The organism is Streptomyces sp. NPDC051822, from assembly GCF_044452745.1.
In the GTDB taxonomy this organism is placed as follows: Bacteria; Actinomycetota; Actinomycetes; order Streptomycetales; family Streptomycetaceae; genus Streptomyces.
This window is the reverse complement of sequence record NZ_JBITBZ010000005.1, coordinates 203,601-228,892: the sequence shown is the minus strand read 5'-3', so window position 1 is coordinate 228,892 and position 25,292 is coordinate 203,601. Positions and strand designations below refer to the sequence as shown.

19 protein-coding genes are annotated in these 25,292 nt (G+C 69.2%); 9 read left to right on the top strand and 10 right to left on the bottom strand.

Annotated elements, in window-relative coordinates:
• Window positions 1-16: 16 nt before the first annotated feature.
• From ACIA8N_RS18440 to ACIA8N_RS18430, 3 genes are all read right to left on the bottom strand, one after another.
• A complete protein-coding gene (locus ACIA8N_RS18440; protein WP_365776669.1) occupies window positions 17-1,741 on the bottom strand; it encodes a protein kinase family protein in 1,725 nt (574 codons plus the stop codon).
• A gap of 118 nt (window positions 1,742-1,859) precedes the next feature.
• On the bottom strand, window positions 1,860-4,094 hold the full coding sequence (murJ, locus tag ACIA8N_RS18435) for a murein biosynthesis integral membrane protein MurJ (RefSeq protein WP_365776667.1): 2,235 nt from the start codon (window positions 4,092-4,094) through the stop codon (window positions 1,860-1,862).
• Between the two features lie 45 nt (window positions 4,095-4,139).
• Window positions 4,140-6,500 carry a DUF6049 family protein gene (locus ACIA8N_RS18430; protein ID WP_365776665.1) on the bottom strand — a complete coding sequence of 787 codons (2,361 nt, stop codon included), beginning with the start codon at window positions 6,498-6,500 and terminating at the stop codon, window positions 4,140-4,142.
• 213 nt (window positions 6,501-6,713) lie between these two features.
• Between ACIA8N_RS18430 and ACIA8N_RS18425 the strand changes: the two genes are divergently transcribed.
• Window positions 6,714-8,180, top strand: a complete 1,467-nt coding sequence (locus tag ACIA8N_RS18425) for a CCA tRNA nucleotidyltransferase (protein WP_365776663.1) — start codon at window positions 6,714-6,716, stop codon at window positions 8,178-8,180.
• 81 nt (window positions 8,181-8,261) lie between these two features.
• Here the strand turns inward: ACIA8N_RS18425 and ACIA8N_RS18420 are convergent, their stop codons facing one another.
• From ACIA8N_RS18420 to ACIA8N_RS18410, 3 genes are all read right to left on the bottom strand, one after another.
• Complete coding sequence (locus ACIA8N_RS18420) at window positions 8,262-9,521, bottom strand: MFS transporter (RefSeq protein ID WP_365776661.1); 1,260 nt, start codon at window positions 9,519-9,521, stop codon at window positions 8,262-8,264.
• Window positions 9,522-9,596: 75 nt separating this feature from the next.
• On the bottom strand, window positions 9,597-10,679 hold the full coding sequence (locus tag ACIA8N_RS18415) for an inositol-3-phosphate synthase (RefSeq protein WP_030204977.1): 1,083 nt from the start codon (window positions 10,677-10,679) through the stop codon (window positions 9,597-9,599).
• A 47-nt stretch (window positions 10,680-10,726) separates the two neighbouring features.
• Window positions 10,727-11,407, bottom strand: coding sequence for a PadR family transcriptional regulator (locus ACIA8N_RS18410; protein ID WP_030549751.1), 681 nt, complete (start codon window positions 11,405-11,407; stop codon window positions 10,727-10,729).
• Between the two features lie 374 nt (window positions 11,408-11,781).
• Between ACIA8N_RS18410 and ACIA8N_RS18405 the strand changes: the two genes are divergently transcribed.
• The gene (locus tag ACIA8N_RS18405; RefSeq protein WP_365776658.1) at window positions 11,782-14,541 is read left to right on the top strand and encodes a transglycosylase domain-containing protein; all 2,760 of its coding nucleotides are present in this window, start codon (window positions 11,782-11,784) and stop codon (window positions 14,539-14,541) included.
• A gap of 155 nt (window positions 14,542-14,696) precedes the next feature.
• Window positions 14,697-16,211 (top strand): glycosyltransferase 87 family protein, encoded by a 1,515-nt coding sequence (locus ACIA8N_RS18400; RefSeq protein WP_365776656.1) that lies wholly within the window; start codon window positions 14,697-14,699, stop codon window positions 16,209-16,211.
• 98 nt (window positions 16,212-16,309) lie between these two features.
• On the opposite strand, the gene ACIA8N_RS18395 is transcribed toward ACIA8N_RS18400, so the two are convergent.
• The 3 genes from ACIA8N_RS18395 to ACIA8N_RS18385 all read right to left on the bottom strand — a co-directional run bounded on the left by ACIA8N_RS18395 (window position 16,310) and on the right by ACIA8N_RS18385 (window position 19,012).
• Window positions 16,310-17,341: an alanine racemase gene (locus ACIA8N_RS18395; protein WP_365776654.1), complete on the bottom strand. Its 1,032-nt coding sequence runs from the start codon at window positions 17,339-17,341 to the stop codon at window positions 16,310-16,312.
• Between the two features lie 118 nt (window positions 17,342-17,459).
• Entirely contained in the window at window positions 17,460-18,578 is a 1,119-nt protein-coding gene (locus ACIA8N_RS18390; RefSeq protein WP_030549747.1) for a peptidoglycan bridge formation glycyltransferase FemA/FemB family protein, read from the bottom strand.
• Between the two features lie 119 nt (window positions 18,579-18,697).
• Window positions 18,698-19,012, bottom strand: coding sequence for a hypothetical protein (locus tag ACIA8N_RS18385; RefSeq protein ID WP_365776651.1), 315 nt, complete (start codon window positions 19,010-19,012; stop codon window positions 18,698-18,700).
• A gap of 283 nt (window positions 19,013-19,295) precedes the next feature.
• Between ACIA8N_RS18385 and rpsF the strand changes: the two genes are divergently transcribed.
• From rpsF to rplI, 4 genes are all read left to right on the top strand, one after another.
• Window positions 19,296-19,586 (top strand): 30S ribosomal protein S6, encoded by a 291-nt coding sequence (gene rpsF / locus ACIA8N_RS18380; RefSeq protein WP_015034882.1) that lies wholly within the window; start codon window positions 19,296-19,298, stop codon window positions 19,584-19,586.
• A 74-nt stretch (window positions 19,587-19,660) separates the two neighbouring features.
• The gene (locus tag ACIA8N_RS18375) at window positions 19,661-20,263 is read left to right on the top strand and encodes a single-stranded DNA-binding protein (protein ID WP_365776648.1); all 603 of its coding nucleotides are present in this window, start codon (window positions 19,661-19,663) and stop codon (window positions 20,261-20,263) included.
• Window positions 20,264-20,321: 58 nt separating this feature from the next.
• On the top strand, window positions 20,322-20,558 hold the full coding sequence (rpsR, locus tag ACIA8N_RS18370; protein WP_003956534.1) for a 30S ribosomal protein S18: 237 nt from the start codon (window positions 20,322-20,324) through the stop codon (window positions 20,556-20,558).
• A gap of 18 nt (window positions 20,559-20,576) precedes the next feature.
• Window positions 20,577-21,023 carry a 50S ribosomal protein L9 gene (gene rplI, locus ACIA8N_RS18365; protein WP_030204953.1) on the top strand — a complete coding sequence of 149 codons (447 nt, stop codon included), beginning with the start codon at window positions 20,577-20,579 and terminating at the stop codon, window positions 21,021-21,023.
• A 112-nt stretch (window positions 21,024-21,135) separates the two neighbouring features.
• Here the strand turns inward: rplI and ACIA8N_RS18360 are convergent, their stop codons facing one another.
• Entirely contained in the window at window positions 21,136-22,473 is a 1,338-nt protein-coding gene (locus ACIA8N_RS18360) for an MATE family efflux transporter (RefSeq protein ID WP_365776645.1), read from the bottom strand.
• Between the two features lie 424 nt (window positions 22,474-22,897).
• On the opposite strand from ACIA8N_RS18360, the gene dnaB reads away from it, so the two are divergent.
• Window positions 22,898-24,379 carry a replicative DNA helicase gene (dnaB, locus tag ACIA8N_RS18355; RefSeq protein WP_078623357.1) on the top strand — a complete coding sequence of 494 codons (1,482 nt, stop codon included), beginning with the start codon at window positions 22,898-22,900 and terminating at the stop codon, window positions 24,377-24,379.
• Between the two features lie 223 nt (window positions 24,380-24,602).
• A complete protein-coding gene (locus ACIA8N_RS18350; RefSeq protein WP_365776642.1) occupies window positions 24,603-25,172 on the top strand; it encodes a DUF6434 domain-containing protein in 570 nt (189 codons plus the stop codon).
• Window positions 25,173-25,292 lie beyond the last annotated feature (120 nt).

The following is a 25,292-nucleotide window of genomic DNA, read 5'->3' as shown; positions in this document are numbered from 1 at the left end:
GAGGCGTGGTCGGTGGCTAGGGTGCGGTCCCCTGGAACGACACGTCGGTGATGGCCTGCTTGTAGCCGGCCCCGAAGTACTGGTCACCGCCGGAGTACGGCACCGAGGTCATCCAGAGGAGGACGTAGCGGGTCTTGACCGGTGTCTTGGTCGCCGGCTTCGCCGTCGTGTCCGAGGTCTCGACCGTGGCGATCTTCTTCATGGAGTCCGGGGTGCCGGAGGGCGAGGGCGAGTCCGCCGCGTACAGCGTGACCGTGGTGTTCGGCCCGCCGTAGCGGAGCGCTATGGAAGCCGACGCGACGTTCTGCTCGCTCCCGAGGTCGTAGACGATGCCGACGCCCTGCTTGTACGGGGCAAGGACGGGCCCGTCGACGAAGGTCTTGGTACGCCAGTACGTCGAGCCGTCGCTGTCGTAGGTGTCGCCCACTCCCTGGCGGTTCTGCGGCAGGCCGTCAGGTGCGTACTCCTCGGCCGACCGGACCGTGAGCGGCTTGGGCGGCTCGGGCTTCTCGTCGTCGATCGTCGGAGACGGGGTCGGGGTCTCGGTCGTGTTGTCCTGGCCGAGGAGACGGTCCGCGATCTGCCAGCTGCCGAGGCCCAGCGCGGCGATCAGGAGGGCCGAGACGGCCCACTTCAGGGCCCTGCCGGTGCGGCTCTGCAGCGGAGGCGGCGGGATGACCACCGGCTGGGTGGCCTGGGGGCGGAGCTGGGGGCGGCCGTACGTGCCCTGTTGGTACGTCGTGCGCTGGTACTCGGGCGGCGCGGCGAACTCGGGCTCCGGCGGCTTCACCCGGGGCATCGCGGCGACGGCCTTGGCCAGCTCGTCCGGAGTGGTGCAGGGCGGCTCCTGGCGCGAGGCGGTGGCCCCGTCGTTGGCCAGGGCGCGCATGGCGATCTCGGAGAGGCCGCGGTGGACTCCGGCACGGACCTGGTCGGGCGCGAGCAGCCCGACGCCCTTGGGGAGGCCGGAGAGCCCGTAGGCGTCGCTGTCGTACGGCCAGCGCTGGGTGAGCGCGGCGTACAGGAGCGCGCCGATGGCCTCGGTGTCGCTGCGCTGCGGACGCTCGGCGGTGATGCCGCGCAGGGCCGCGTTCACGGCCAGGCCGCGGATCCGGTACTGGCCGGTGGAGCTGCGCAGGACGGCGCTGGGGGTGAGCCGGAGGTGGGCGAGGCCTTCGCGGTGGGCGGCGGCCATGGCCTGGGAGACCTGGCTGACGAGCTGGTAGGCGTCGTGGGGCTCCAGCGGGCCGGCCGCGAGCAGCGCGGTCAGCTCGGTGGAGTCGGGCAGCCATTCGTGCACGACGTACACGAGGTCGTTCTCCTCGACGGCGTCGAGGACCTGGACGAAGCGGGGGTCGCCGAGGAGGGCCGAGGAGCGGGCCGCGGCGAGGACCGAGCGGGCCCGCGGGTGGTCGGCGGGCAGGAGATGGACCCCGACGGCACGCCGCAGTTTCTCGTCGACGGCACGCCAGCTGCTGAAGCCGTCCAGACGGGTGACGCACTCCTCCAGCCGGTAGCGTCTGGCCAGCTTGTGGCCGCTGTGCAGTTCCGGTGCCGTGAGGGAGGGCTGTTCGCCGCTCTGTCGTTCGACCGCCTTCTTGTCCGTGCCTTCGGCGGACGTGTCCGCCGTCTTCTGCTCTTCCGCCACCCCGTCGGTCGCGGCCGTGCCCGCCTTGGCGGTCAGCGGGTCGTCACCGCTGTTGTCGGCCACGTCGACGGCAGCCGTGCTACGTTCCGCCACCGTCGTTCCTGCCTCCCCATCCGTTGCGCCACATCCAACAGCCAAGCCAATTGTGCCCACAGTCGGACGCTATGCACGACACGCGGTTCCCCCCGATGGTTGTGCGGGGCCCGCAGGTTCAGCGTCCCAGGCGTCCGCGGACCATGCCGACCAGGGTGTTCAGTTCCGCGATCCGCATGCGCTTGGCCGCGATGAAGAAGACCCCGAGGAGTACCGCTCCGCCGACGAGGAGGGCGACGAGTGAGCCCAACGCGCCTTCGCCCAGGAGCTTCAGCAGACCGAAGCCGACGGCGCCGGAGACGACCGCGGCAGGTACGGAGGCCATGCAGAGGCGCGCGTAGGTCCGCATCACATGGGTGCCGTCCAGGTCGCCGCCGAGGCGGGTGCGCAGGCGGCGCCACGCGATGCCGACACCGACGGCGTAGGCGAGCCCGTACGAGGCGGCCATGCCGACGACGGCCCACTGGGCGGGGAGGACGACATAACAGAGGGCCGACGCCGCCGCGTTGACGGCGGCGACGATGACCGTGTTGTAGAAGGGCGTCCGGGTGTCCTCGTAGGCGTAGAAGCCGCGGAGCACGACGTACTGGACGGAGTAGGGGATCAGGCCGAGGCCGAAGGCCATCAGGATGAAGCCCATGCCCCGGGCGGCCTCCAGGCCGCTGGAGGCGTACAGCAGGGTGGACATCGGGACGCCGAGCGCCAGGAAGGCGAAGGAGACCGGGACGATGGCGACGGCCGAGTTGCGCAGACCCTGCGAGATGTCGTCACGTACGGCGCCGGGGTCGCCGTCGTGGGCGGCGCGGGAGATCCGCGGCAGCAGCGCGGCCATGACGGAGACGGTGATGATGGCCTGCGGCATGCCCCAGATCAGCTGGGCGTTCGAGTAGGCCAGGAAGCCGGCGCCGTCCTTGCCCGACTCCGCGCCGGCGGCCGTGGCGAGCTGGGTGACCACCAGGACGCCGGCCTGGTTGGCGAGGACGAAGAGGACGGTCCACTTGGCGAGCTTGACCGTCTTGCCGAGCCCGTGGCCCTTCCAGTCGAAGCGAGGGCGGAAGCGGAAGCCCGTCTCGCGGAGGTACGGGATCATCGCCAGGGCCTGCACGACGAGACCGAGCAGGGTCCCGATGCCGAGCAGGCGGATGCCGTCGTCCGGGATGGTCTGCACACCCATCTGGGACTCGGCGGAGGTGCCGTAGACCCAGATGAAGAGACCGAAGGTGACGATCATGACGATGTTGTTGAGGACCGGCGTCCACATCATCGCGCCGAACTTGCCCCGCGCGTTGAGGATCTGACCCATCACCACGTGCACGCCCATGAAGAAGATCGTGGGCAGGCAGTAGCGGGCGAAGGTCACGGCCACGCTGTTGGCCGCGGCGTCGTCGGCGATGGTGCTCGACATCAGCCGGATGAGCACCGGCGCCGCGAAGACGGCGAGGACCACGATCGCGCCGAGCGCCACCATGACCAGGGTGAGCAGACGGTTGGCGAAGGCCTCGCCGCCGTCCTCGTCGTTCTTCATCGAGCGGACGAGCTGGGGGACGAAGACCGAGTTGAGGCCGCCGCCGACGGTGAGGATGTAGATCATCGTCGGCAGGGTGTAGGCGATGGTGAAGGTGTCACCGAGCAGGGCCGCGCCGAGGGCGCCGGTGATCACCAGGCTGCGGACGAATCCGGTGAGCCGGGAGACCAGGGTGCCCGCTGCCATCAGCGCACTCGACTTCAGCAGCCCGGAGGCACGGCCGGACTTCTTGGGGGCGGGGGCGGGCATGGGGTCCGGCTCCGGGGCGGGGGGCGGTACCTGGCCGGGCGTCTGCTGGTCCCGGTAGAGGTGCGCGAAGGCGTCCGGCTCCGGCTGTTCGTCGCCGGCCCGGGTCACCAGGTCGTCGACGCCGGTGAACTGGACCGTCCGGGCGTCGTCGCCGTACGGAAGGTGGCGCGAGGTGCCGTCGGGCTCCGGTGCGGGGGTCTGCGCCCACACCCGGGGGTCGGGCGCGTGCTGGGGCGCGGCGGGCTGCTGGTAGAGCGGCTGCGGCTCCTGGTAGGTGCCGGGCGGGGGCGGTGGATGCGCGGCGCGGTCGTAGAGCGCCTCGCCCACCGGATCCTGCGCGGAGAGGTCCTGGGCCCGGTACGGGTCATGGGTGAAGACGTCCTGGACGTAGGGGTCCTGGGCGTACGGGTTCTGCGGGTGGACACCCTGTGCGTAGGGGTCCTGTCCCTGCGGGCCGGGCGTGTCCTGCTGGGGCGGCATCGGCGGGTAGCCGGAACCGGGGGGTGCCGAGGGCGTCCCACCGGACGGCGCGGGGCCGCCCGCGCCCTGGCCGCGGTCACCGTCGTACGGCGCGTTCATGGTTACCCCACCTCATCGTCCCCGGCCGACCGGCCACGACATCGCTCAACGGTCCACTTTCTCACCCGTGCCCGACGGGTCGCCGCTTTCGGGCCCGGTGTCCGGTGTCGGGTCACTCGGCTGCTCGGGTTCGTGCCCGCCGGCCTCCGGCTGCGGCGCCGTCGCCTCCGTACCCGCCGCCGCCCCGGTCTCGTCCGGCTCCGTGTCCGTCGCCGCCGCCTCGGCCTCGGCCTTCCGCGCGGCCACCCGCTTGCGCTGGCTGTACATCCGGACACCGGCAAGGACGAGGAGGAGGACGCCGCCGGCGATCACCAGCATCACCGTGGCGGTGATCTCGGAGACCTTCACGTTGAAGGTCATCGGCTGTCCGTACGGGGTGCCGTCCTCGGTGTAGAGCTGGGCCGTCATCGGCACCTGGCCGTTGACGTTGGCCGAGGCCTCGAACTTCACCGACTGGCTGTGCCCGCCGTTGACCTTCACCGGCAGTTCGGAGAAACCGTCGCCGTTGAGCTGCAGCCGGTTCTTGTTGCCGGAGGTGAGCCGCAGCACCAGATGCACGTCCTGCAGCAGCTGATTCTGGACGGTCACGGGGATCGTGGCGCTGCGGCCGGAGAGCACGAGGTCCGACTTGTCGACGAGCTGGACGCCCTCGGTGAGGGTCTGCAGGTAGTCCAGGACGTCGCCGCGGTAGATCGCGGCCGCCCGGGCCTGGCCGCGCCACGAGGTCGACATCTCGCGGTTGATCGCGTTGCCGAACGGGGTCACGACGCGGTCCGGCGCGGTCAGGATGACCTTGAAGTCGTCGAGCTCGTCGCGGGTGGTCTTCATGTCCCGGAAGGCCTGGACCGGCAGTTCCTGGTCGCGCAGCTTCTTCGGGTACCGGGAGCTGCCGGGTACCGCGGTGGACGCGTCCGGGTCGGGCTTGGCCGCCGCGGCCACCAGGAGGTCGACGGGCTGGCTCCAGCGCCGGGCGGAGAGGCCGTGCAGGGCGGTCGCCATGGTCTGCGCCTGGGCGACGGTGGGCACCCGCTGGGGGGCGACCACGATGCTGCGCTGTTTCTCCGGCTGTTCCAGGGTGATCGCGAGGGACTGGGCGAGGAACTCCTGGACCGCGAGCGTCGAGTTCTCCGCGCGCACCATGTCGCCGTCGAAGGCGGTGGACAGCAGCGCGTCGCTCACCACGGCCGTGGTGCTGCCGTCGCCGAAGGGGCGGGCCGCCGTCGGCGTGTAGGGCAGGTCGTCCCGGACGCTGTCGCTGCGGGCGATCACCTTGTCGGCGCCGGCCGAGGTCGCCACCGCCACGATCGAGCGGTCGACGGCGCCGTCGGCGGGCCAGGCGAAGTCGGTGGACGGCTGGACGTGGAGGACGGTCTCCACCGTCCCCGCGGCGAGGGCGGTCGCCGACTGGAGGTGTCCGAGCGAGCCGGGGACGTCCTTGCCGCGGTGGGCGAGTGAGGCGAGGTCGGGGTCCGCGAAGGGGAGGGCGACGACCTTGCGGCCCTGCACCGCCTTCTCCAGCGTGTTCAGCCACCGCTCGGCGACGGCCTGGTTCTTGCCGGGGACGTCCAGGGTGCCGTCCTTGACGCGGTAGCCGTTCGCCATGGCGTCGACGGAGGCCAGCAGGTCGGGGTCCACCACCCAGGTGACCGGGAGGTCCTTGCCCAGCGAGACGAGCTGATCGAGCCGGCCGCCCGGCTTCAGCTCGGCCGCCAGGGTGTCGTCCTCGAAGACCGGCGTCTGCTGATCGTCCGTGCCCGTCTCCGCCGAGACGTGCGAAGAGGAGATCAGCGGCCAGAGGTAGGTGAGCTGGGTCTTCTTCTCGGTGGGCTCGGGCTGGTACGGCACGAAGGTCCGCTCGATGCCCAGCACCCGGTCATAGGGCTTGTCCGAGGTCTTGCCGGTGAGGGAGACACCCAGCTGGTAGACGCCCGCCTCGTCGAGTTCGAGTGCGGAGACCGGCACGGAGAGGGAGAACTCCGCGCTCAGGCCGGCGCCCAGCCGGGCGATCTCGACGGTGGGGGCGTCTTCGAGGGGCGCGGGGTCGCTGTCGCTCCGGAAGCCGGTACGCCCCGTCACCTGCTCGATCTCGCTGCGGCTCGTCATGCGCGGTCCGACGCGGAGGTCCACGGACGCGTCGGTGATCGTCTTCTTGCCGCGGTTGGTCACCGTTCCCGTGACGGTGACGGTGTCCCCTTCGACGGGGGTGCTCGGAGCCAACGTGTCGAGGGACACATCGACGGTCTTCGATCCGGTGGCCTCTTCGGCGGCGACCGCCGGGGAGGTGGCGGCCGGGGCCTGGAGCAGCCCGGCGAGGAGCGGCGCCCCGAAGGCGACGGTGATTGTGCGCCGCAGCCATCGGCGGGCAGGTGAGGGACCGGTTCCCTGGGTTTCTGCCGCCTCGGCCACGCGTTCGCCCGTCCTCGTCGTTGTCTCTGGTGCCAGTGGTGTAGGTGGTTCCCGGTTGCTGTGTCCAGGCATGGTAACGAGGCACGCTGGGGCCAAGTGCCGGGGACTGCTCCAGCCGATCTCCCGCCGACTCCTCGGCGGACGGCTGCGGACGCCCGGCCCACCGGAAAACGGGGACGTCACGGGGGGCCGGGGCACGTACCCTTTTCTGTTGTGCCGAACGCCAACGAAGACACCCCGACTGCACTGAGCCAGGTGCAACGCCGCGCGGTCAGCGAACTGCTGCGTGTGTCCCCTGTCGCCGACGACCTCGCCCGCCGTTTCCAGGAGGCCGGGTTCAGCCTCGCGCTGGTCGGCGGCTCGGTACGGGACGCGCTGCTCGGCAGGCTCGGCAACGACCTGGACTTCACGACCGACGCCCGCCCCGAGGACGTTCTCAAGATCGTCCGTCCGTGGGCCGACGCCGTGTGGGAGGTCGGCATCGCCTTCGGGACGGTCGGCTGCCAGAAGGACGCCCACGTCGGAGACGCTGTCCAGCGCTTCGAGATCGAGGTCACCACGTACCGCTCGGAGGCGTACGACCGGACCTCGCGCAAGCCCGAGGTCTCCTACGGCGACTCGATCGACCAGGACCTCGTCCGGCGCGACTTCACGGTCAACGCGATGGCCGTGGCTCTGCCCGAGAAGGAGTTCATCGACCCGTACGGCGGCCTTGAGGACCTCGCCGCCCGCGTGCTGCGCACACCGGGTACGCCGGAGGAGTCGTTCTCCGACGACCCCCTGCGCATGATGCGGGCCGCACGGTTCGCCGCCCAGCTGGACTTCGAGGTCGCCCCCGAGGTCGTCACGGCGATGAAGCAGATGTCCGGCCGGATCGAGATCGTCTCCGCCGAGCGGGTCCGGGACGAGCTCAACAAGCTGCTGCTCTCGGCCCACCCCCGGAAGGGCCTCGGGCTTCTCGTGGACACGGGGCTCGCCGACCATGTGCTGCCCGAGCTGCCCGCGCTCCGTCTGGAGAGCGATGAGCACCATCGCCACAAGGACGTCTACGAGCACTCCCTCACGGTGCTCGACCAGGCGATCGACCTGGAGGAGGACGGGCCCGACCTGGTGCTCCGCCTCGCCGCCCTGCTCCATGACATCGGCAAGCCGCGCACCCGCCGCTTCGAGACGGACGGCCGGGTCTCCTTCCACCACCACGAAGTGGTCGGCGCGAAGATGACCAAGAAGCGCATGACCGCGCTCAAGTACTCCAACGAGATGATCAAGGACGTCTCGCGGCTGGTGGAGCTGCACCTGCGCTTCCACGGGTACGGGACCGGCGAGTGGACCGACTCGGCCGTGCGCCGGTACGTCCGTGACGCCGGACCGATGCTCTCGCGTCTGCACAAGCTGACCCGCTCTGACTGCACCACCCGCAACAAGCGCAAGGCGAGCGCGCTCTCCCGGGCCTACGACGGCCTGGAGGACCGCATCTCCCAGCTCCAGGAGCAGGAGGAGCTCGACGCGATCCGCCCTGATCTCGACGGCAACCAGATCCAGGAGATCCTGGGCATCGGTCCCGGTCCCGCCATCGGCCAGGCGTACAAGTTCCTGCTGGAGCTCCGGCTCGAGAACGGCCCGATGGAACACGACCGGGCTGTGGCCGCGCTCAAGGAGTGGTGGGCCACGCAGAGCTGAGCCGCGTCTCGGCGCAGCGATGTTTCACGTGAAACAGCGCGGCCGACGACAGCTGTGAGGGGTGGTGTTTCACGTGAAACATCACCCCTTTGCGCGTTCCCGTCGCAACGCCAGCGCGATCACCGCGTAGATCACGGCGACGAGCCCGATCAGCAGCGGGGACCGCCCGTCGGGCGGCAGCATCAAGGCCGCGAGGCCTGCCGCTGCCACGAAGGCGACGTTGAACAGCACGTCGTACAGCGCGAAGACCCGGCCTCGGAAGGAGTCGTCCACGGAGGTCTGCACCACGGTGTCCGTCGCAATCTTGGATCCCTGCGTGATGAGCCCGAGGACGAAGGCGGCGACGAGGAAGGGAGCGGGGGCGAAGGTCAGGCCGAGCGTCGGCTCGAGCACCGCCGCCACGGTCGCGCAGATCGTCATCCAGCCGAAGGGCCCGAACCGTCCCACCGCCCACGGGGACAGGACGGCGGCTGCGAAGAAGCCCGCTCCGGAGGCCGCGACGGCGAGTCCGAGGAGCCCGAGTCCCTCGGACTCCGTGGAGCTCCAGGCGTAGCGGCTGAGCATGAGCACAGTGACGAGCAGGGCGCCGTAACAGAAGCGCATGAGGCCCACCGCGATGAGCGCACGAGCGGCGGGTCGCCGCTCGGCGAGGTGGCGCAGCCCGGCGACCAGGCCCCGGGCGGTCGAGGCGAGCGCGGAGGTGATGCGCTGCGGCACGAGGTCCGGGTCGGGACCGAGGAGCTCCCGGGACATGCGCAGGGAGGCGAGGGCGGCGCAGAGGTAGAGGACGGCCCCGAAGGTCACCACTGCCGCGTCGGAGTCGGCCCCGATGAGCTGGATGCCGAAAGCGAGTCCGCCGCCCGCGGTCGCGGCGAGGGTGCCCGCGGTGGGCGAGAGCGAGTTCGCCACGACCAGCCGTTCGTCGTCGACGACCCGGGGGAGGGAGGCGGAGAGCCCCGCGAGGACGAAGCGGTTGACGGCCGTGACGGAGAGCGCGGAGGCGTAGAAGAGCCAGTCGGGGACGGAGACCAGCACGAGCACGGCGGTGCCTCCGGCGAGCAGGGCGCGCAGGAGATTGCCGTACAGGAAGACCTGGCGCCGCTGCCAGCGGTCGAGGAGGACGCCTGCGAACGGGCCGACGAGCGAGTACGGCAGCAGCAGGACCGCCATGGCGGAGGCGATCGCGGCCGGAGAGGTCTGCTTCTCGGGGGAGAAGACGACGTACGTGGCGAGGGCCACCTGGTAGACGCCGTCGGCGCACTGGGAGAGCAGCCGGACGGCGAGCAGGCGGCGGAAGTTCGTCAGGCGCAGGAGTACGCGCAGATCACGTACGACGGACATGGCAGCAAGACTCACATACGAAGAGGGCCCCCGGGCAGTGCCTCGGGGACCCTCGATCGACAAGCGTGGCGAGCCTTAGCGCTCGACCTCACCCTTGATGAACTTCTCGACGTTCGCGTAGGCCTCGTCGTCGAAGTACTGCACCGGCGGGGACTTCATGAAGTACGAGGACGCGGAGAGGATCGGGCCGCCGATGCCGCGGTCCTTGGCGATCTTCGCGGCGCGCAGGGCGTCGATGATGACACCCGCCGAGTTCGGGGAGTCCCACACCTCGAGCTTGTACTCGAGGTTCAGCGGGACATCGCCGAAGGCGCGGCCCTCGAGGCGCACGTACGCCCACTTGCGGTCGTCCAGCCAGGCCACGTAGTCCGACGGACCGATGTGGACGTTCTTCTCGCCCAGCTCACGGTCGGGGATCTGCGAGGTGACGGCCTGGGTCTTGGAGATCTTCTTGGACTCCAGGCGGTCGCGCTCCAGCATGTTCTTGAAGTCCATGTTGCCGCCGACGTTGAGCTGCATCGTGCGCTCAAGACGGACACCACGGTCCTCGAACAGCTTCGCCATCACACGGTGCGTGATGGTCGCGCCGACCTGCGACTTGATGTCGTCGCCGACGATCGGGACGCCCGCCTCGGTGAACTTGTCCGCCCACTCCTTGGTGCCGGCGATGAAGACCGGAAGGGCGTTGACGAAGGCGACCTTGGCGTCGATGGCGCACTGGGCGTAGAACTTCGCAGCCGCCTCGGAACCCACCGGCAGGTAGCAGACGAGAACGTCGACCTGGCGGTCCTTGAGGACCTGGACGACGTCGACCGGCTCCTCGGCGGACTCCTCGATGGTCATGCGGTAGTACTTACCGAGACCGTCGAGCGTGTGACCACGCTGGACCGTGACGCCGCTGTTCGGGACGTCGCAGATCTTGATGGTGTTGTTCTCGCTGGCGCCGATGGCGTCGGAGAGGTCGAGGCCGACCTTCTTCGCGTCGACGTCGAAGGCGGCGACGAACTCGACGTCACCGACGTGGTACTCGCCGAACTGGACGTGCATCAGGCCGGGCACCTTGGCCGCCGGGTCGGCGTCCTTGTAGTACTCGACGCCCTGCACCAGCGAGGCGGCGCAGTTGCCCACGCCGACGATGGCTACGCGAACCGAACCCATTCCGGTTGCTCCCTGTGTGATCTTGGAAGCCCTGCTGTAGCAGGGTTTCACTTGGCGGTGTCGTCGGACGGATCCGGCCGGGTACTGCCCCCGTGCCGGGGCAGGCCGCCCGTTTCTCCAGAATCGTTGTCGTGCTGAGCGGGGGCGTCGGAGCCGGATCGCTGATCCCGTCCTGCCCGCTCGCTCTCGATGAGCTCGTTCAGCCAGCGCACTTCGCGCTCCACGGACTCCATGCCGTGGCGCTGCAGCTCAAGCGTGTAGTCGTCGAGGCGCTCGCGGGTCCGGGCCAGGGAGGCGCGCATCTTCTCCAGACGCTCCTCCAGCCGGCTGCGGCGTCCTTCGAGGACGCGCATCCGCACCTCACGCTCGGTCTGTCCGAAGAAGGCGAAGCGTGCGGCGAAGTGCTCGTCCTCCCAGGCGTCCGGGCCGGTGTGGGAGAGGAGCTCCTCGAAGTGCTCCTTGCCTGCGGCCGTCAACCGGTAGACGATCTTGGCTCGGCGTCCTGCGAGTGAAGCGGCGAGGGCCTCCTCGGGTGCGCTGCCCGGTTCCTCGATCAACCAGCCGTTTGCGACCAGCGTCTTGAGGCAGGGGTACAGCGTTCCGTAGCTGAAGGCCCGGAAGACGCCGAGCGAGGTGTTGAGCCGCTTCCGCAGCTCGTACCCGTGCATGGGGGCCTCGCGCAGCAGGCCGAGAACGGCGAACTCGAGGATGCCGGAGCGTCTGCTCATTCGTCGTCTCCTCCTCCGCTCTCGGGGCCCTTATGCCGCTCTGATGTATCGACTCGATACATCAGCACGATAGAACGGCCCGTCTGTCTCGACAAGTGGGACCGCCGTGACCGGCGTCACATCGTCAATTCACAGCGAACGACTTGCCTGATTTGGGGTGAACTCCGGCCCTAGGTGGGTTTTGGCCGTGCGTAGTCTGTGCGGCATGCAGAACACCGGGAACCGAGAGATGCCGTGGGGCGTCAGTGCTCGGGGTGACCGGCTGCGGTACGGAGGGGCCTCCGATGGGGCTTCGTCCGTGCGCATTTCGGGGGGACCGGAACTCAACTGCCGCTTCCAGGCGCCTGTGCGCCTGCCCGAGGAGTAGTCGTTCGATGAGCGAGCATCGTCGCAAAATGCCGCCGCAGCAGCCGCCGACGGGCGGTCGCGCGGCGGCACGGCGCGCTGCCCAGCAGCCGGTGGGCCGCAGGTCGGCCCCGGCCCAAGACGTCGGTACGGGGGCCCCTTCGGCCTCGTACGGGCCTGCTTCCTCCCACGGGGAGGAGCAGCGGCCCTACGGGGGCCGCGCGGAGGCCCGCAGGGCCGCCCAGCGCGGCACCCGCCGGAAGGGGGCGGATGTCGGCCCCGGGGGCCCCGGCGGTCCCGGAGGCGGACGGCGCGGAGGTGGCGGAGGCGGCCGGGGCAGTGGTCCCGGACGTGGCTCCGGCGGGCCCCCGCCCGGCAAGAAGCGCGTCATCGACTATCCCCGTTACGGAAAGTACGGCTGGCGTCGCTGGATGCCGTCGTGGAAGCTCGTGACGGGCACGTTCCTGTTCTTCACGGCGGGCCTGATGGGCGCGGCCGCGATCGCGTACTCCCGCGTGGAGATCCCCAACGAGGCCCTGACCGCGACCTCGCAGAACAACATCTACTACTGGGCCGACGGCACCCGCATGGTCGCGACCGGCAGTGGCCAGAACCGCCAGATCGTGCCGTTCGCGGAGATCCCGAAGTCCATGCAGAACGCGGTGATCTCCGCAGAGAACAAGACGTTCTGGGACGACTCCGGAATCGACCCCATGGGCATCGGCCGCGCCGTGTGGAACATGGCCAAGGGCGGCGATACCCAGGGTGGCTCGACCATCACCCAGCAGTACGTGAAGAACAACCGTCTTGACGACCAGTCGCAGACCGTCACCAGGAAGGTGAAGGAACTCTTCATCTCCATGAAGGTCGGCGATGAGGTCGATAAGGACGACATCATGGCCGGATACCTGAACACCTCGTACTACGGACGGGGCGCGTACGGCATCCAGGCGGCGGCCCGTGCGTACTTCAACAAGGACGCCAAGAACCTCGACCCCAGCCAGTCGGCGCTTCTCGCCGCGGTGCTGAAGGGTGCGACGTACTACGACCCCGCCGGCTACCCCGAGGTCGACCCCCGGGCCACGCGCGAGGCGAACACCAAGCGGGCCACCGACCGGTGGAAGTGGATCCTCGACGAGATGCAGAAGGACGGGCATCTCACCGCCGAGGAGCGCGCGAAGTACTCCGCCTTCCCCAAGGTGCAGGGTCCTCGGAAGAGCGCCAACCTGAGCGGTCAGATCGGCTACCTGGTCAGCACCGCCAACCTGAACATGCAGAACCAGTTCGGCATCACCGAGAAGGAACTGGAGCGCGGCGGCCACGAGATCTACACCACCTTCGAGAAGCCGAAGGTGGACGCGATGGAGGACGCGGTCCAGAAGATCATCAAGGAGAACATCGACCCGGAGAAGCGTCCGAACGACGACACGCACGTCCAGTTCGGCGGCGCTTCCGTAGACACGGCGACCGGGAAGATCGTCGCCATCTACGGCGGTGTCGACGCCACCAAGCACTTCAGGAGCAACGCCGACACCACCGGTGCCCAGGTCGGATCGACGTTCAAGCCCTTCGTGCTCGCCGCCGCGATGAAGGACGGCGTACGGGACCCGGATCTCGGGCCGGATCAGGACGCCTCCCAGCGCACGATCGTGGACCCGGACAAGAGCCGTTACTCCGGCAAGAACGATCTGACGGTCCGTAGGTACAACGGCGAGATCTGGCGGGATGAGGACGGTGACGAGTGGAAGCAGAGCAATGACGAGAACGCCGACTACGGCCCCATCTCCCTGCGCTACGCCATGATCAAGTCGGCCAACTCGCCGTACGTGCAGCTCGGCATGGACGTCGGCATCGACAAGGTCCGCGAAGCGGCCATCAGCGCCGGCCTCCATGAGGGCTCCCTCGTCAAGGGTGAGGTGCCCTCCTTCTCCCTCGGTGTCTCCAGCCCCAGCGCCATCCGTATGGCCGGCGCGTACGCCACCTTCGCCAACCAGGGGGAGCAGAACGACCCCTACTCGGTCGAGAAGGTGAAGAGGAGCGGCGTCGTCATCGCCAAGCACGAGGCCAAGGGCAAGGTGGCCTTCAGTCCGGCCATCGCCAGCAACGTGACCGACGTGCTGCGGGACGTCGTGGACGACGACCGCGGCACCGGCACCAAGGCGCGGATCCCGGGCCGCGCGGTTGCCGGCAAGACCGGTACGACCGACGACAACATGTCGGCCTGGTTCGTCGGCTACACCGCGCAGCTGGCGACCGCCATCGACATGTACCGCTTCGACGACGACGAGACCAAGAAGAACCGCGAGTTCCTGGAGATGTACGACACCGGTGGCCAGGAGAAGATCCACGGTTCGTCGTTCCCCTCGCGGATCTGGAAGGACTACATGACGGACGCCGTGGCCGGCATGCCGGTCGTGGACTTCCCGAAGCCGGAGAAGCTGGAGGGCGCCGAGCCCGTCTTCGGTGGCGGTGCGCCGAGCCCGACGCCGACCCCGACGGCCACGCCGACGCCCACCGAGACCACGCAGATGCCGACGACGACTCCCCCGGCCACCGCGACGACCACGCCTCCCCCGGCGACCAAGACGCCGAAGCCGGGCAAGACGACCTGCAGCGTCTGGGACCTGGACTGCTACAACACGGGGGAACCGGGCGGCCCCGGTGGCAACACCGGGGAGCCCACCACCACGCCGCCCCCCAGCAGCACCACACCGACGCCGTCCACATCGTCGTCGGACGACGGGAACGGCCCTGGCGGCAAACCCGGTGACCAGGCCTGGATGCCCTGATCCCGGACTGATTCCGGACTGATTCCGGACTGATCTGGGACTGATCCTGACCCGGGAACTTCCTGAGGGCCGCCGCGTCCGCTCCGTACCTTCCGTACGGACCAGCCGCGGCGGCCCTCGCCGTTTTCCCGGGGACGTACGGCAGGATGTCCCCCATGCCGAGCCTCCAGAAGACGAGCGCGCCGCAGGACCGGTCGCAGGGCCGCCAGCGGACGGTCATCCCCACCCACCGGGACAAGGTGGCCGCCGCGGGCAGCGAACTGATCGGCGGCCCGTACGGCCGCCGGGCCTCGACCGGCACCGGGCAGCTGACGCCGGTGCGGGTGATCGCCCTCGTGGCCATCGGCATGTTCGCGCTCGGCATGGTGCAGAAGCTGCCCTGCTACAACTGGGCCTGGTTCCGGGGCACGACCTCCCAGTACACCCACGCCTGCTACTCGGACATCCCGCACCTCTTCTCGGGGCGGGGCTTCGCGGACGGCCTGGTGCCCTACTTCGACCGGCTGGGCGGCGACATACCGTTCCTGGAGTACCCGGTCCTGACGGGGCTCTTCATGGAGGTCGCGGCCTGGCTGACGCCGGGCGGCGGCGACACGATGCAGCAGGAGCAGGCGTACTGGCTGGCCAACGCGGGCCTGCTGATGGTCTGCGCGGCCGTCCTCGCGGTCTGTGTGGCCCGTACGCACCGCCTGCGCCCCTGGGACGGGCTCCTGGTCGCCCTGGCACCCTCGGTCGCGCTCACCGCGACGATCAACTGGGACCTCCTGGCCGTCGCGCTGACCGCCGCCGCGGTCCTGATGTGGTCGCGCGGGCGGCCGCTGGCCTTCGGCATCCTGCTGGGTCTCGCCACCGCCTCCAAGCTCTATCCGGTGCTGCTCCTCTGCCCGTTGCTGATGGTCTGCTGGCGGGCCGGGAAATGGCGGGAGTACGGGACCGCGGTGCTCGGAGCGGGCAGCGCGTGGCTGGTGGTGAACCTGCCGGTGATGCTGCTCGCGCCGGAGGGCTGGAAGCAGTTCTACGTCTTCAGCAGGCAGCGGAACGTCGACTTCGGGTCGGTCTGGCTGCTGGTCAGCCAGCGGACGGGCATCGCGATCCCGCCGGACCGGGCCAACCTGTACGCGCTGCTGCTGATGCTGGCCGCGGTGGCGGGTCTCGCCTACCTGGCGTTCACGGCACCGCGCCGGCCGCGCTTCGTCCAGCTGGCCTTCCTGATCGTCGCCGCGTTCGTGCTGACCAACAAGGTCTACTCACCGCAGTACGTCCTGTGGCTGGTCCCGCTGGCAGTCCTCGCACGGCCGCGCTGGCGCGACTTCCTGGTCTGGCAGGCGTGCGAGGTCATGTACTTCGTGGGCGTGTGGATGTACCTGGCGTTCACGACCAGCGGCAACAAGCAGGGCCTGCCGGTGGACGGCTACCAGTTCGTGATCGTCCTGCACCTGGCCGGCACCCTGTACCTGTGCGCGATGGTCGTGCGCGACATCCTGAGGCCCGAGAAGGACCCGGTCCGGCAGGACGGCGCCGACGACCCCTCGGGGGGCGTCCTGGACGGCGCGGAGGACGTCGTCGTGGCGGGCAGGGCCGCCCATCCGGCCCGGCACGCGGCCCCGGCCGTCGACGACGGGCCGCGGGTGGAATGGGGCACCCCCGGAGAGCAGAGCTCCCGGGGGTGAAGGAAGGGCCGGCCGGTGTACGGCAGGGTCGGCCGGTGTACGGATAGGGCCGGCCGGAAGGGAGACAGACCGGCAGGCTCAGCGCCCGGTGCCGGCGCTCAGCGCTCGACGAGCCGGTCGAACTGCGTCGTGGTGTGACGCAGATGGGCCACGAGTTCGTCGCCGACCCGGGGCTCCTCGGCGTCGGCGGGCACGAACAGGATCGACACCTGCATGTGCGGCGGCTCGGCGAACCAGCGCTGCTTCCCGGCCCAGACGAACGGCGACAGGTTGCGGTTGACGGTGGCGAGACCGGCCCGTGCGACGCCCTTGGCCCGCGGCATGACACCGTGCATCGCCTTGGGGGCCTCCAGGCCCACGCCGTGCGAGGTGCCGCCGGCGACGACGACCAGCCAGCCGTCCGACGCGGCCTTCTGCTGGCGGTAGCCGAACCGGTCTCCCTTGGCGACCCGGGTCACGTCGAGGACCGCGCCCCGGTACTCCGTGGCCTCGTGGTCGCCGAGCCACAGCCGGGTGCCGATCCGGGCGCGGAACCGGGTCTGGGGGAACTGCTGCTGGAGCCGGGCCTGTTCCTGGGCCCGCAGGTGGCTGACGAACATGGTGTGAAGCGGCAGCCGGGCGGCCCGCAGCCGGTCCATCCAGCCGATGACCTCCTCCACGGCGTCGGTGCCGTCCGGGCGGTCCAGGGGAAGGTGCAGCGCGAAGCCCTCCAGGCGGACGTCCTCGATGGCGGAGTGGAGCTGCGGGAGCTCCTCCTCGCGGACGCCGTGCCGCTTCATCGAGCTCATGCACTCGATGACGACACGGGCCCCCACCAGGGCGTGGACGCCGTCCACCGAGGACACCGAGCGGACGACCCGGTCGGGCAGCGGAACCGGTTCCTCACCCCGTCGGAAGGGGGTGAGGACCAGCAGGTCGCCGCCGAACCAGTCCTTGATTTTCGCGGCCTCGTACGTGGTCCCCACGGCGAGCATGTCGGCCCCGAAGCGGGCCGCCTCGTCGGCGAGGCGCTCGTGCCCGAAGCCGTAGCCGTTGCCCTTGCAGACCGGGATGACCCCCGGGAACTGGTCGATCACGGTCTTCTGGTGCGCGCGCCAGCGAGCGGTGTCGACGTAGAGGGAGAGCGCCATGGCCGGCCCGGAACCTTTCTGATGGCAGCGGTGTATCAAAGGTATGTACGAGACTACGGAAACTTCAGCGACGGGACACGCGTCAGCGGTACGTCATGCGTCGGCGGCGCGACACGCGTCAGCGGCGCGACATGTAGATGTCGAGCGCCTTGTGCAGAAGCTTGTTCAGCGGGAAGTCCCACTCGCCGACGTACTCGACGGCCTCGCCGCCCGTGCCCACCTTGAACTGGATGAGCCCGAAGAGGTGGTCGGTCTCGTCGAGCGAGTCCGAGATGCCCCGCAGGTCGTAGACGGTCGCACCCATCGCGTACGCGTCGCGGAGCATCCGCCACTGCATCGCGTTCGAGGGCCGGACCTCACGGCCGATGTTGTCGGAGGCGCCGTAGGAGTACCAGACGTGCCCGCCGACGACGAGCATCGTCGCCGCGGAGAGGTTCACGCCGTTGTGCCGCGCGAAGTACAGCCGCATGCGGTTGGGGTCCTCGTTGTTGAGGACGGTCCACATGCGCTGGAAGTACGACAGCGGGCGCGGCCGGAAATGGTCGCGGACGGCCGTGATCTCGTACAGCCGCTGCCACTCGGCCAGGTCCTCGTAGCCGCCCTGGACGACCTCGACACCGGCCTTCTCGGCCTTCTTGATGTTGCGGCGCCACAGCTGGTTGAAGCCCTTGAGGACGTCGTCCAGGGAGCGGTTCGCGAGCGGGACCTGGAAGACATAGCGGGGCTGCACGTCGCCGAAGCCGGCGCCGCCGTCCTCGCCCTGCTGCCAGCCCATCTTCCGCAGCCGGTCCGCCACTTCGAAGGCACGCGGCTCGACGTGGGAGGCCTGGACGTCCTTGAGGCGCTTGACGTCCGGGTCCTGGATGCCGGACTTGATGGCGGCCGAGTCCCAGCGGCGGATGACGACCGGCGGGCCCATCTTCACCGAGAAGGCGCCCTGCTGCTTGAGGTGCGCCAGCATCGGCTGCAGCCACTCGTCGAGGTTGGGCGCGTACCAGTTGATGACCGGGCCCTCGGGCAGGTAGGCCAGGTAGCGCTTGATCTTCGGCAGCTGGCGGTAGAGCACCAGGCCGGCGCCGACCAGCTCGCCGTTCTTGTCGAACCAGCCGAGGTTCTCCGAGCGCCACTCCGTCTTCACGTCAGCCCACGCCGGGACCTGGCAGTGGCTCGCCGAAGGCTGGCTCTGGATGAATCCCAGATGCTGCTCACGGCTGATGGTCCTCAGGGTCAGGCTCATGCGGGGCGCTCCTCGGCAGGTGTGTCCCCATCGGTCAGGGGCTCCGGCTCTCGCGCCGAAGCCTACTGTGACCGGGGAGCGCCCCGGATGGGCATGTGCGCCCTGACGTGCCGCTCGGCTCAGCCGGCGACGCCGCCGAAGAGACCGCCCTGGGCCATGCCGAGGTAGAAGCCCAGTGCTGCCGCGCCGAGTCCGACGATCAGAGCGAAGCGTTCCCGGGTCGTCACGGAGATGAACTGGCCGTAGGCACCGGTCAGGATGCCGATCAGGCCCGACCAGGAGCTCAGCAGATGCAGGTTGTGGAACTGCGCGGTGACGAAGGCGAGGATGCCCAGCACCAGTGTCACTCCGACCAGGGTGTCCTGGAGCGGATGGGGCTTGCCATCGGTTGCGAAGAGCGAGTGGCCCGGGCCGGGTCGCATTGCCTGTGCCATGGAGCACCTCCTGGCTGCCTGCGGGACGGCGGCGCATCCTGGCGCCGCCGACATCCGATGTGTACAGATTGCGTCCCCTCACCAGTGGATTTCAACCGCAGGCCGATGAGCAGGTACTCTGTACGGTCTGCAGCGGTGTCTGCCCTGGTCCTTCCTGGATCCCGGCGGTGTCCCTCGTTCGTCGAGGGGACTGTCAGTGGTGGCGGATACCGTTGTTAACGCATCACGACCCTCCTGCCACGGAACGACCGTGGCCGCTGAGTCCAAAGGAGGTGGGTTCCACATGCGTCACTACGAAGTGATGGTCATCCTCGACCCCGATCTCGAGGAGCGCGCTGTCTCCCCGCTGATCGAGAACTTCCTTTCTGTCGTCCGTGAGGGCAACGGAAAGGTCGAGAAGGTCGACACCTGGGGCCGTCGTCGTCTGGCCTACGAGATCAAGAAGAAGCCCGAGGGCATCTACTCGGTCATCGACCTGCAGGCCGAGCCTGCGGTCGTCAAGGAGCTCGACCGACAGCTCAACCTGAACGAGTCGGTCCTCCGGACCAAGGTCCTCCGTCCCGAGACCCACTGAGCTTCTAGCTCAGTGGTCATCGGGTCCGAGTAGCAACACAGCAGCCAGAAGCAATCCCGCCGAGAGGTTCCCCCATGGCAGGCGAGACCGTCATCACGGTCGTCGGCAATCTTGTCGATGACCCCGAGCTGCGCTTCACCCCGTCCGGTGCGGCGGTCGCGAAGTTCCGTATCGCGTCCACCCCCCGCACCTTCGACCGTCAGACCAATGAGTGGAAGGACGGCGAAAGCCTGTTCCTCACCTGCTCGGTCTGGCGTCAGGCGGCGGAGAACGTCGCCGAGTCGCTTCAGCGAGGCATGCGCGTCGTCGTGCAGGGCCGACTGAAGCAGCGGTCTTACGAAGACCGTGAGGGCGTCAAGCGCACGGTCTACGAGCTGGACGTCGAGGAAGTCGGCCCCAGTCTCAAGAACGCCACGGCCAAGGTCACCAAGACCACCGGTCGCGGCGGTCAGGGTGGGGGCTTCGGCGGCGGTGGCGGCGGCCAGCAGGCCGGCGGCGGTGGCAGCTGGGGTGGAAACTCCGGCGGTGGCCAGCAGGGTGGTGGCGGTGCTCCCGCCGACGACCCGTGGGCGACCGGCGGTCCCTCCCCCTCCTCCGGCGGCGGTCAGCAGGCCGGCGGCGGTGGCGGCTGGGGTGGGAACTCCGGCGGCGGCTACTCGGACGAGCCCCCCTTCTAAGGCGCAAGCCCTCGAAGCAGCTCGTACCCCCACTTCTTGATCACACAGGAGAAACACCATGGCGAAGCCGCCTGTGCGCAAGCCTAAGAAGAAGGTCTGCGCGTTCTGCAAGGACAAGACCGTGTACGTGGACTACAAGGACACGAACATGCTGCGGAAGTTCATTTCCGACCGCGGCAAGATCCGTGCCCGCCGCGTCACCGGCAACTGCACGCAGCACCAGCGTGACGTCGCCACGGCAGTCAAGAACAGCCGTGAGATGGCGCTGCTGCCCTACACGTCCACCGCGCGATAAGGGAAGGGTGACCGAAAAATGAAGATCATCCTCACCCACGAGGTCTCTGGCCTCGGTGCCGCTGGCGACGTCGTTGACGTCAAGGACGGCTACGCTCGCAACTACCTGGTCCCGCGTGGTTTCGCGATCCGCTGGACCAAGGGTGGCGAGAAGGACGTGGCGCAGATCCGCCGCGCCCGCAAGATCCACGAGATCGCGACCATCGAGCAGGCCAACGAGATCAAGGCCCGCCTCGAGGGTACGAAGGTGCGCCTGGCCGTTCGCTCCGGCGACGCCGGCCGTCTCTTCGGCTCCGTGACCCCGGCCGACATCGCCTCGGCGATCAAGTCCGCGGGTGGCCCCGACGTCGACAAGCGTCGCGTCGAGCTCGGTTCGCCGATCAAGACCCTGGGCTCGCACCAGGTGTCCGTGCGTCTGCACCCCGAGGTTGCCGCGAAGCTCGGCGTCGAGGTCGTCGCCGCGTAACGCTGCCCTTGGCAGTCTGCGCTCAGCAGTGAGGAAGGGCCGCACCCCTCGGGGTGCGGCCCTTCCGCCGTTCTCGGTCAACCGGCGGAACCGGGCGTTTCACGTGAAACATTCACCGTGTGGCGCCTGTGACGATCCAGCGGCCGGAGCGGGAGCGGAGCCAGAGCGTCGCCATCCGGACCGCCATCATCAGCGTCATGGCCCACCAGAGTGCCGTCAGCCCGCCGCCGAGCGCCGGGATGGCGAGGGCCACCGGGGCGAAGACCGCGAGAGTCAGCAGCATGGCCCACGCCAGATAAGGGCCGTCCCCAGCACCCATCAAGACGCCGTCGAGGACGAAGACGACACCGGAGATCGGCTGTGAGAGCGCGACGACGAGCAGGGCAGGAAGCAGCGTGTCCTGGACCGTGGTGTCGCTGGTGAAAAGCGGGATGAACAGCGGCCGGGCAACGATGACAAGGACGCCGAGGACCACTCCGGAGACCACACCCCACTGGACCATGCGGCGGCAGACCTGGCGGGCGCCGTCGGCGTCCTCCGCGCCGAGGTAGCGGCCGATGATGGCCTGACCGGCGATGGCGATCGCGTCGAGGGCGAAGGCCATCAGGCTCCACAGGGACAGGATGATCTGGTGGGCGGCGACCTCCGCGTCGCCGAGACGGGCCGCGACGGCCGTGGCGATCAGCAGAACCGCGCGGAGCGAGAGCGTACGGACGAGGAGCGGGGCACCGGCCTGGGCGGACGCACGGATGCCGACCGCGTCAGGGCGGAGGGAGGCCCCGTGGCGCCGGGCGCCCCGTACGACCACGAAGAGGTAGGCGGCGGCCATGCCGCACTGGGCGATGACCGTGCCCCAGGCGGATCCCGCGATGCCGAGGCCGGCCCCGTAGACGAGTCCGATGTTGAGCGCGGCGTTGGCCGTGAAGCCGGCGATGGCCACGTAGAGCGGCGTACGGGTGTCCTGAAGGCCGCGCAGGACGCCGGTGGCGGCCAGGACCACCAGCATGGCGGGGATGCCGAGGCTGGAGATGCGGAGGTAGGTCACGGCGTAGGGGGCGGCGGTGTCGGAGGCCCCGAAGAGGCCGACGAGCCATGGTGCCGCGGGGAGCGTCAGGGCGACGACGGCGGCGCCGAGGAGGAGGGCGAGCCAGATGCCGTCCATGCCCTGGCGGATCGCGGCCGGAAGGTCGCCGGAGCCGACGCGGCGGGCGACGGCGGCCGTGGTGGCGTAAGCGAGGAAGACGAAGACGCTGACGGCGGTGGACAGCAGGGCCGCGGCGATCGCGAGACCCGCGAGCTGGGGCGTCCCGAGGTGTCCGACGACGGCGCTGTCGACCATCAGGAAGAGCGGCTCGGCGACAAGGGCGCCGAAGGCCGGCAGGGCGAGGGAGACGATCTCGCGGTCGTGCTGCCGACGGACGGCCTTGGGGGTCGCGGGGGCCTGGGTCATGAGAGCAATCTAATCTTCCACAGGTAAGAGATGCAATGCCTATGGAGTCCTTACTTGCTGAGGGTAAGGGGCTTCGGGTGTGGGTCGTTTGTTCTGATCTTGGTCCAGGGTGAAAAGTTTTTCTCCCCCACAGCCCGTGGAAGCTAAAAGCCGAGGTCACGCGGGTGGAGGCGGAGGGTCTATGAGTTTGTCCACATGGCTGTCCCCCGCTCCGTGCACAGGTTCCGGGGAGTTCTCCACAGCATCTGGCCCTTCACCCACAGGCCCTGTGGATAACCGGATTGGCTGACGCCCCCGGCGGGCCTACCGTGGACCGGCGCCCGACGCGCCAGAAGCGGTCGCGAAGCCACTCTTTGATGAAGGCCGTGGCGTAAGAAAGAGTGGCATGGCGAGGTCCGCGGAGCGGACGGGAGGAGGTGGCTTGGTGAGCGTTACCGAGCCCTTGGACGACCCCTGGGCCGACAGCGGACCGAGCGACCGGCTGCCCGCCCGCACACGCGGCGACGGGCGCGGGCGCGGCAGGGGAAGGGACGACCAGCACGAGCGGGGCGGCGACGGTCCCTGGGACGGCGGTCTCTCCGGCTTCGAGCGTGTTCCCCCACAGGACCTCGACGCGGAGCAGTCCGTCCTCGGCGGCATGCTGCTCTCCAAGGACGCCATCGCGGACGTCGTGGAGATCATCAAGGGCAACGACTTCTACAAGCCCGCCCACGAGACGGTCTACGCCGCGATCCTCGACCTATACGCCAAGGGGGAGCCGGCTGACCCGATCACGGTCGGCGCCGAGCTCACCAAGCGCGGCGAGATCACGCGTGTCGGCGGCGCCTCGTACCTCCACACCCTCGTCCAGTCCGTACCGACCGCGGCAAACGCCTCGTACTACGCGGAGATCGTCCACGAGCGGGCCGTCCTGCGCCGCCTCGTGGAGGCCGGTACCAAGATCACGCAGATGGGCTACGCGGCCGACGGGGACGTCGACGAGATCGTGAACTCGGCGCAGGCCGAGATCTACGCGGTCACCGAGCAGCGCACCACCGAGGACTACCTGCCGCTCGGCGACATCATGGAGGGCGCGCTCGACGAGATCGAGGCGATCGGCTCCCGCAGCGGCGAGATGACCGGAGTGCCCACCGGCTTCACCGACCTCGACTCGCTCACCAACGGCCTGCACCCGGGTCAGATGATCATCATCGCGGCCCGTCCCGCCATGGGTAAGTCGACGCTCGCCCTGGACTTCGCCAGGGCAGCGTCCATCAAGCACAACCTGCCCAGCGTCATCTTCTCGCTCGAAATGGGCCGCAACGAGATCGCGATGCGTCTGCTCTCGGCCGAGGCCCGGGTCGCGCTGCACCACATGCGCTCCGGCACGATGACCGACGAGGACTGGACCCGCCTCGCCCGCCGGATGCCGGACGTCTCGCAGGCCCCGCTCTACATCGACGACTCCCCGAACCTGTCGATGATGGAGATCCGGGCGAAGTGCCGCCGGCTCAAGCAGCGCAACGGCCTCAAGCTCGTCATCATCGACTATCTGCAGCTCATGCAGTCCGGTGGCTCCAAGCGGCAGGAGAGCCGCCAGCAAGAGGTCTCCGACATGTCGCGAAACCTGAAGCTCCTCGCCAAGGAGCTGGAGCTGCCCGTCATCGCGCTGTCCCAGCTGAACCGTGGTCCCGAGCAGCGCACCGACAAGAAGCCGATGGTCTCCGACCTCCGCGAGTCCGGCTCGATCGAGCAGGACGCCGACATGGTGATCCTGCTGCACCGCGAGGACGCCTACGAGAAGGAGTCCCCCCGGGCAGGCGAGGCGGACATCATCGTGGGCAAGCACCGTAACGGCCCCACGGCCACGATCACCGTGGCCTTCCAGGGCCACTACTCCCGCTTCGTTGACATGGCCCAGACCTGACCGCATTCCTGTGGGATCTCATTTCCCGTGTCGGAATCTCACGGTCGATGTCGGATCGGAGTCGGATCCGACATCGACCGCGAGACAGCGCATGTCCTGTCGCAGCGCAGCTGGCAGATTCTGACTCGGTCTCATCCGAGCCGCCAGATTCTCACCGCGTCACGGTCGGCCGCCGGTTCGTCTCGTCGAACGCCGGGCGTACCACCTCTCCTACCATGGGGACATGAGTTCGAATACAGGCGCTGAGACGCGACCAGAGCTGAGTGCGGCGTTGAGCGGGGACGAGTTGTCCCGCTGGTACTGGACGCTGGCCGAACTGACCGTACTTGCCCGCGAGCTCGGGGTGCCGCGGGGCGGTGGGAAGGCGGCACTGACGGAGCGGCTACGGGCCGCATTGGACGGCGTCGCCCCGTCGGCCGCGCCACCCCGGACGCGCAGCGCCGGCCGCCAGCTCGCCGCGCCAGTGAACGGGTTCACCGTGATCCCCGAGGGCCAGCGGTGCAGTCAGGTGCTGCGGGAGTACTTCCGCCGCGAGATCGGCCAGGGCTTCCACTTCGACGCCTCCATGCGGACATTCGTAGCCGAAGGTGCAGGGCGCACCCTGGCCGATGCCATCGCCCACTGGCACGCCACGCGCCAGGCCGCTGCCCAGCTTCAGGAGATCGGCTCGCAGTTCGAGCTCAACCGCTTTCTGCGTGACTGGTATGCCGAGCATCCGGCTGGCAGCCGTGCCGAAGCGCTCGCCGCCTGGCGCGCTCAGCGCGACCGGCCTCGTCGCCCGGCCGCGGGATGACCGGTCCACAGCTATGTCTGGGCGCCGACTGCCTGGGAATCGGATCCGCGCCGCGCGATTCCTTCCGAGAAGGCCAACTCGTCTGAGAATGACACAGGACCGCATTACCAGGCCATCTGG

Bases quoted from the DNA above. Each gene is read 5' to 3' on its own strand.
- murJ (WP_365776667.1), bottom strand. From the start codon at position 4,094: ATGAACGCGCCGTACGACGGTGACCGCGGCCAGGGCGCGGGCGGCCCC.
- ACIA8N_RS18420 (WP_365776661.1), bottom strand. From the start codon at position 9,521: ATGTCCGTCGTACGTGATCTGCGCGTACTCCTGCGCCTGACGAACTTC.
- ACIA8N_RS18415 (WP_030204977.1), bottom strand. From the start codon at position 10,679: ATGGGTTCGGTTCGCGTAGCCATCGTCGGCGTGGGCAACTGCGCCGCC.
- ACIA8N_RS18410 (WP_030549751.1), bottom strand. From the start codon at position 11,407: ATGAGCAGACGCTCCGGCATCCTCGAGTTCGCCGTTCTCGGCCTGCTG.
- ACIA8N_RS18405 (WP_365776658.1), top strand. From the start codon at position 11,782: ATGAGCGAGCATCGTCGCAAAATGCCGCCGCAGCAGCCGCCGACGGGC.
- ACIA8N_RS18400 (WP_365776656.1), top strand. From the start codon at position 14,697: ATGCCGAGCCTCCAGAAGACGAGCGCGCCGCAGGACCGGTCGCAGGGC.
- ACIA8N_RS18395 (WP_365776654.1), bottom strand. From the start codon at position 17,341: ATGGCGCTCTCCCTCTACGTCGACACCGCTCGCTGGCGCGCGCACCAG.
- ACIA8N_RS18390 (WP_030549747.1), bottom strand. From the start codon at position 18,578: ATGAGCCTGACCCTGAGGACCATCAGCCGTGAGCAGCATCTGGGATTC.
- ACIA8N_RS18385 (WP_365776651.1), bottom strand. From the start codon at position 19,012: ATGGCACAGGCAATGCGACCCGGCCCGGGCCACTCGCTCTTCGCAACC.
- rpsF (WP_015034882.1), top strand. From the start codon at position 19,296: ATGCGTCACTACGAAGTGATGGTCATCCTCGACCCCGATCTCGAGGAG.
- ACIA8N_RS18375 (WP_365776648.1), top strand. From the start codon at position 19,661: ATGGCAGGCGAGACCGTCATCACGGTCGTCGGCAATCTTGTCGATGAC.
- rpsR (WP_003956534.1), top strand. From the start codon at position 20,322: ATGGCGAAGCCGCCTGTGCGCAAGCCTAAGAAGAAGGTCTGCGCGTTC.
- rplI (WP_030204953.1), top strand. From the start codon at position 20,577: ATGAAGATCATCCTCACCCACGAGGTCTCTGGCCTCGGTGCCGCTGGC.
- ACIA8N_RS18360 (WP_365776645.1), bottom strand. From the start codon at position 22,473: ATGACCCAGGCCCCCGCGACCCCCAAGGCCGTCCGTCGGCAGCACGAC.
- ACIA8N_RS18350 (WP_365776642.1), top strand. From the start codon at position 24,603: ATGAGTTCGAATACAGGCGCTGAGACGCGACCAGAGCTGAGTGCGGCG.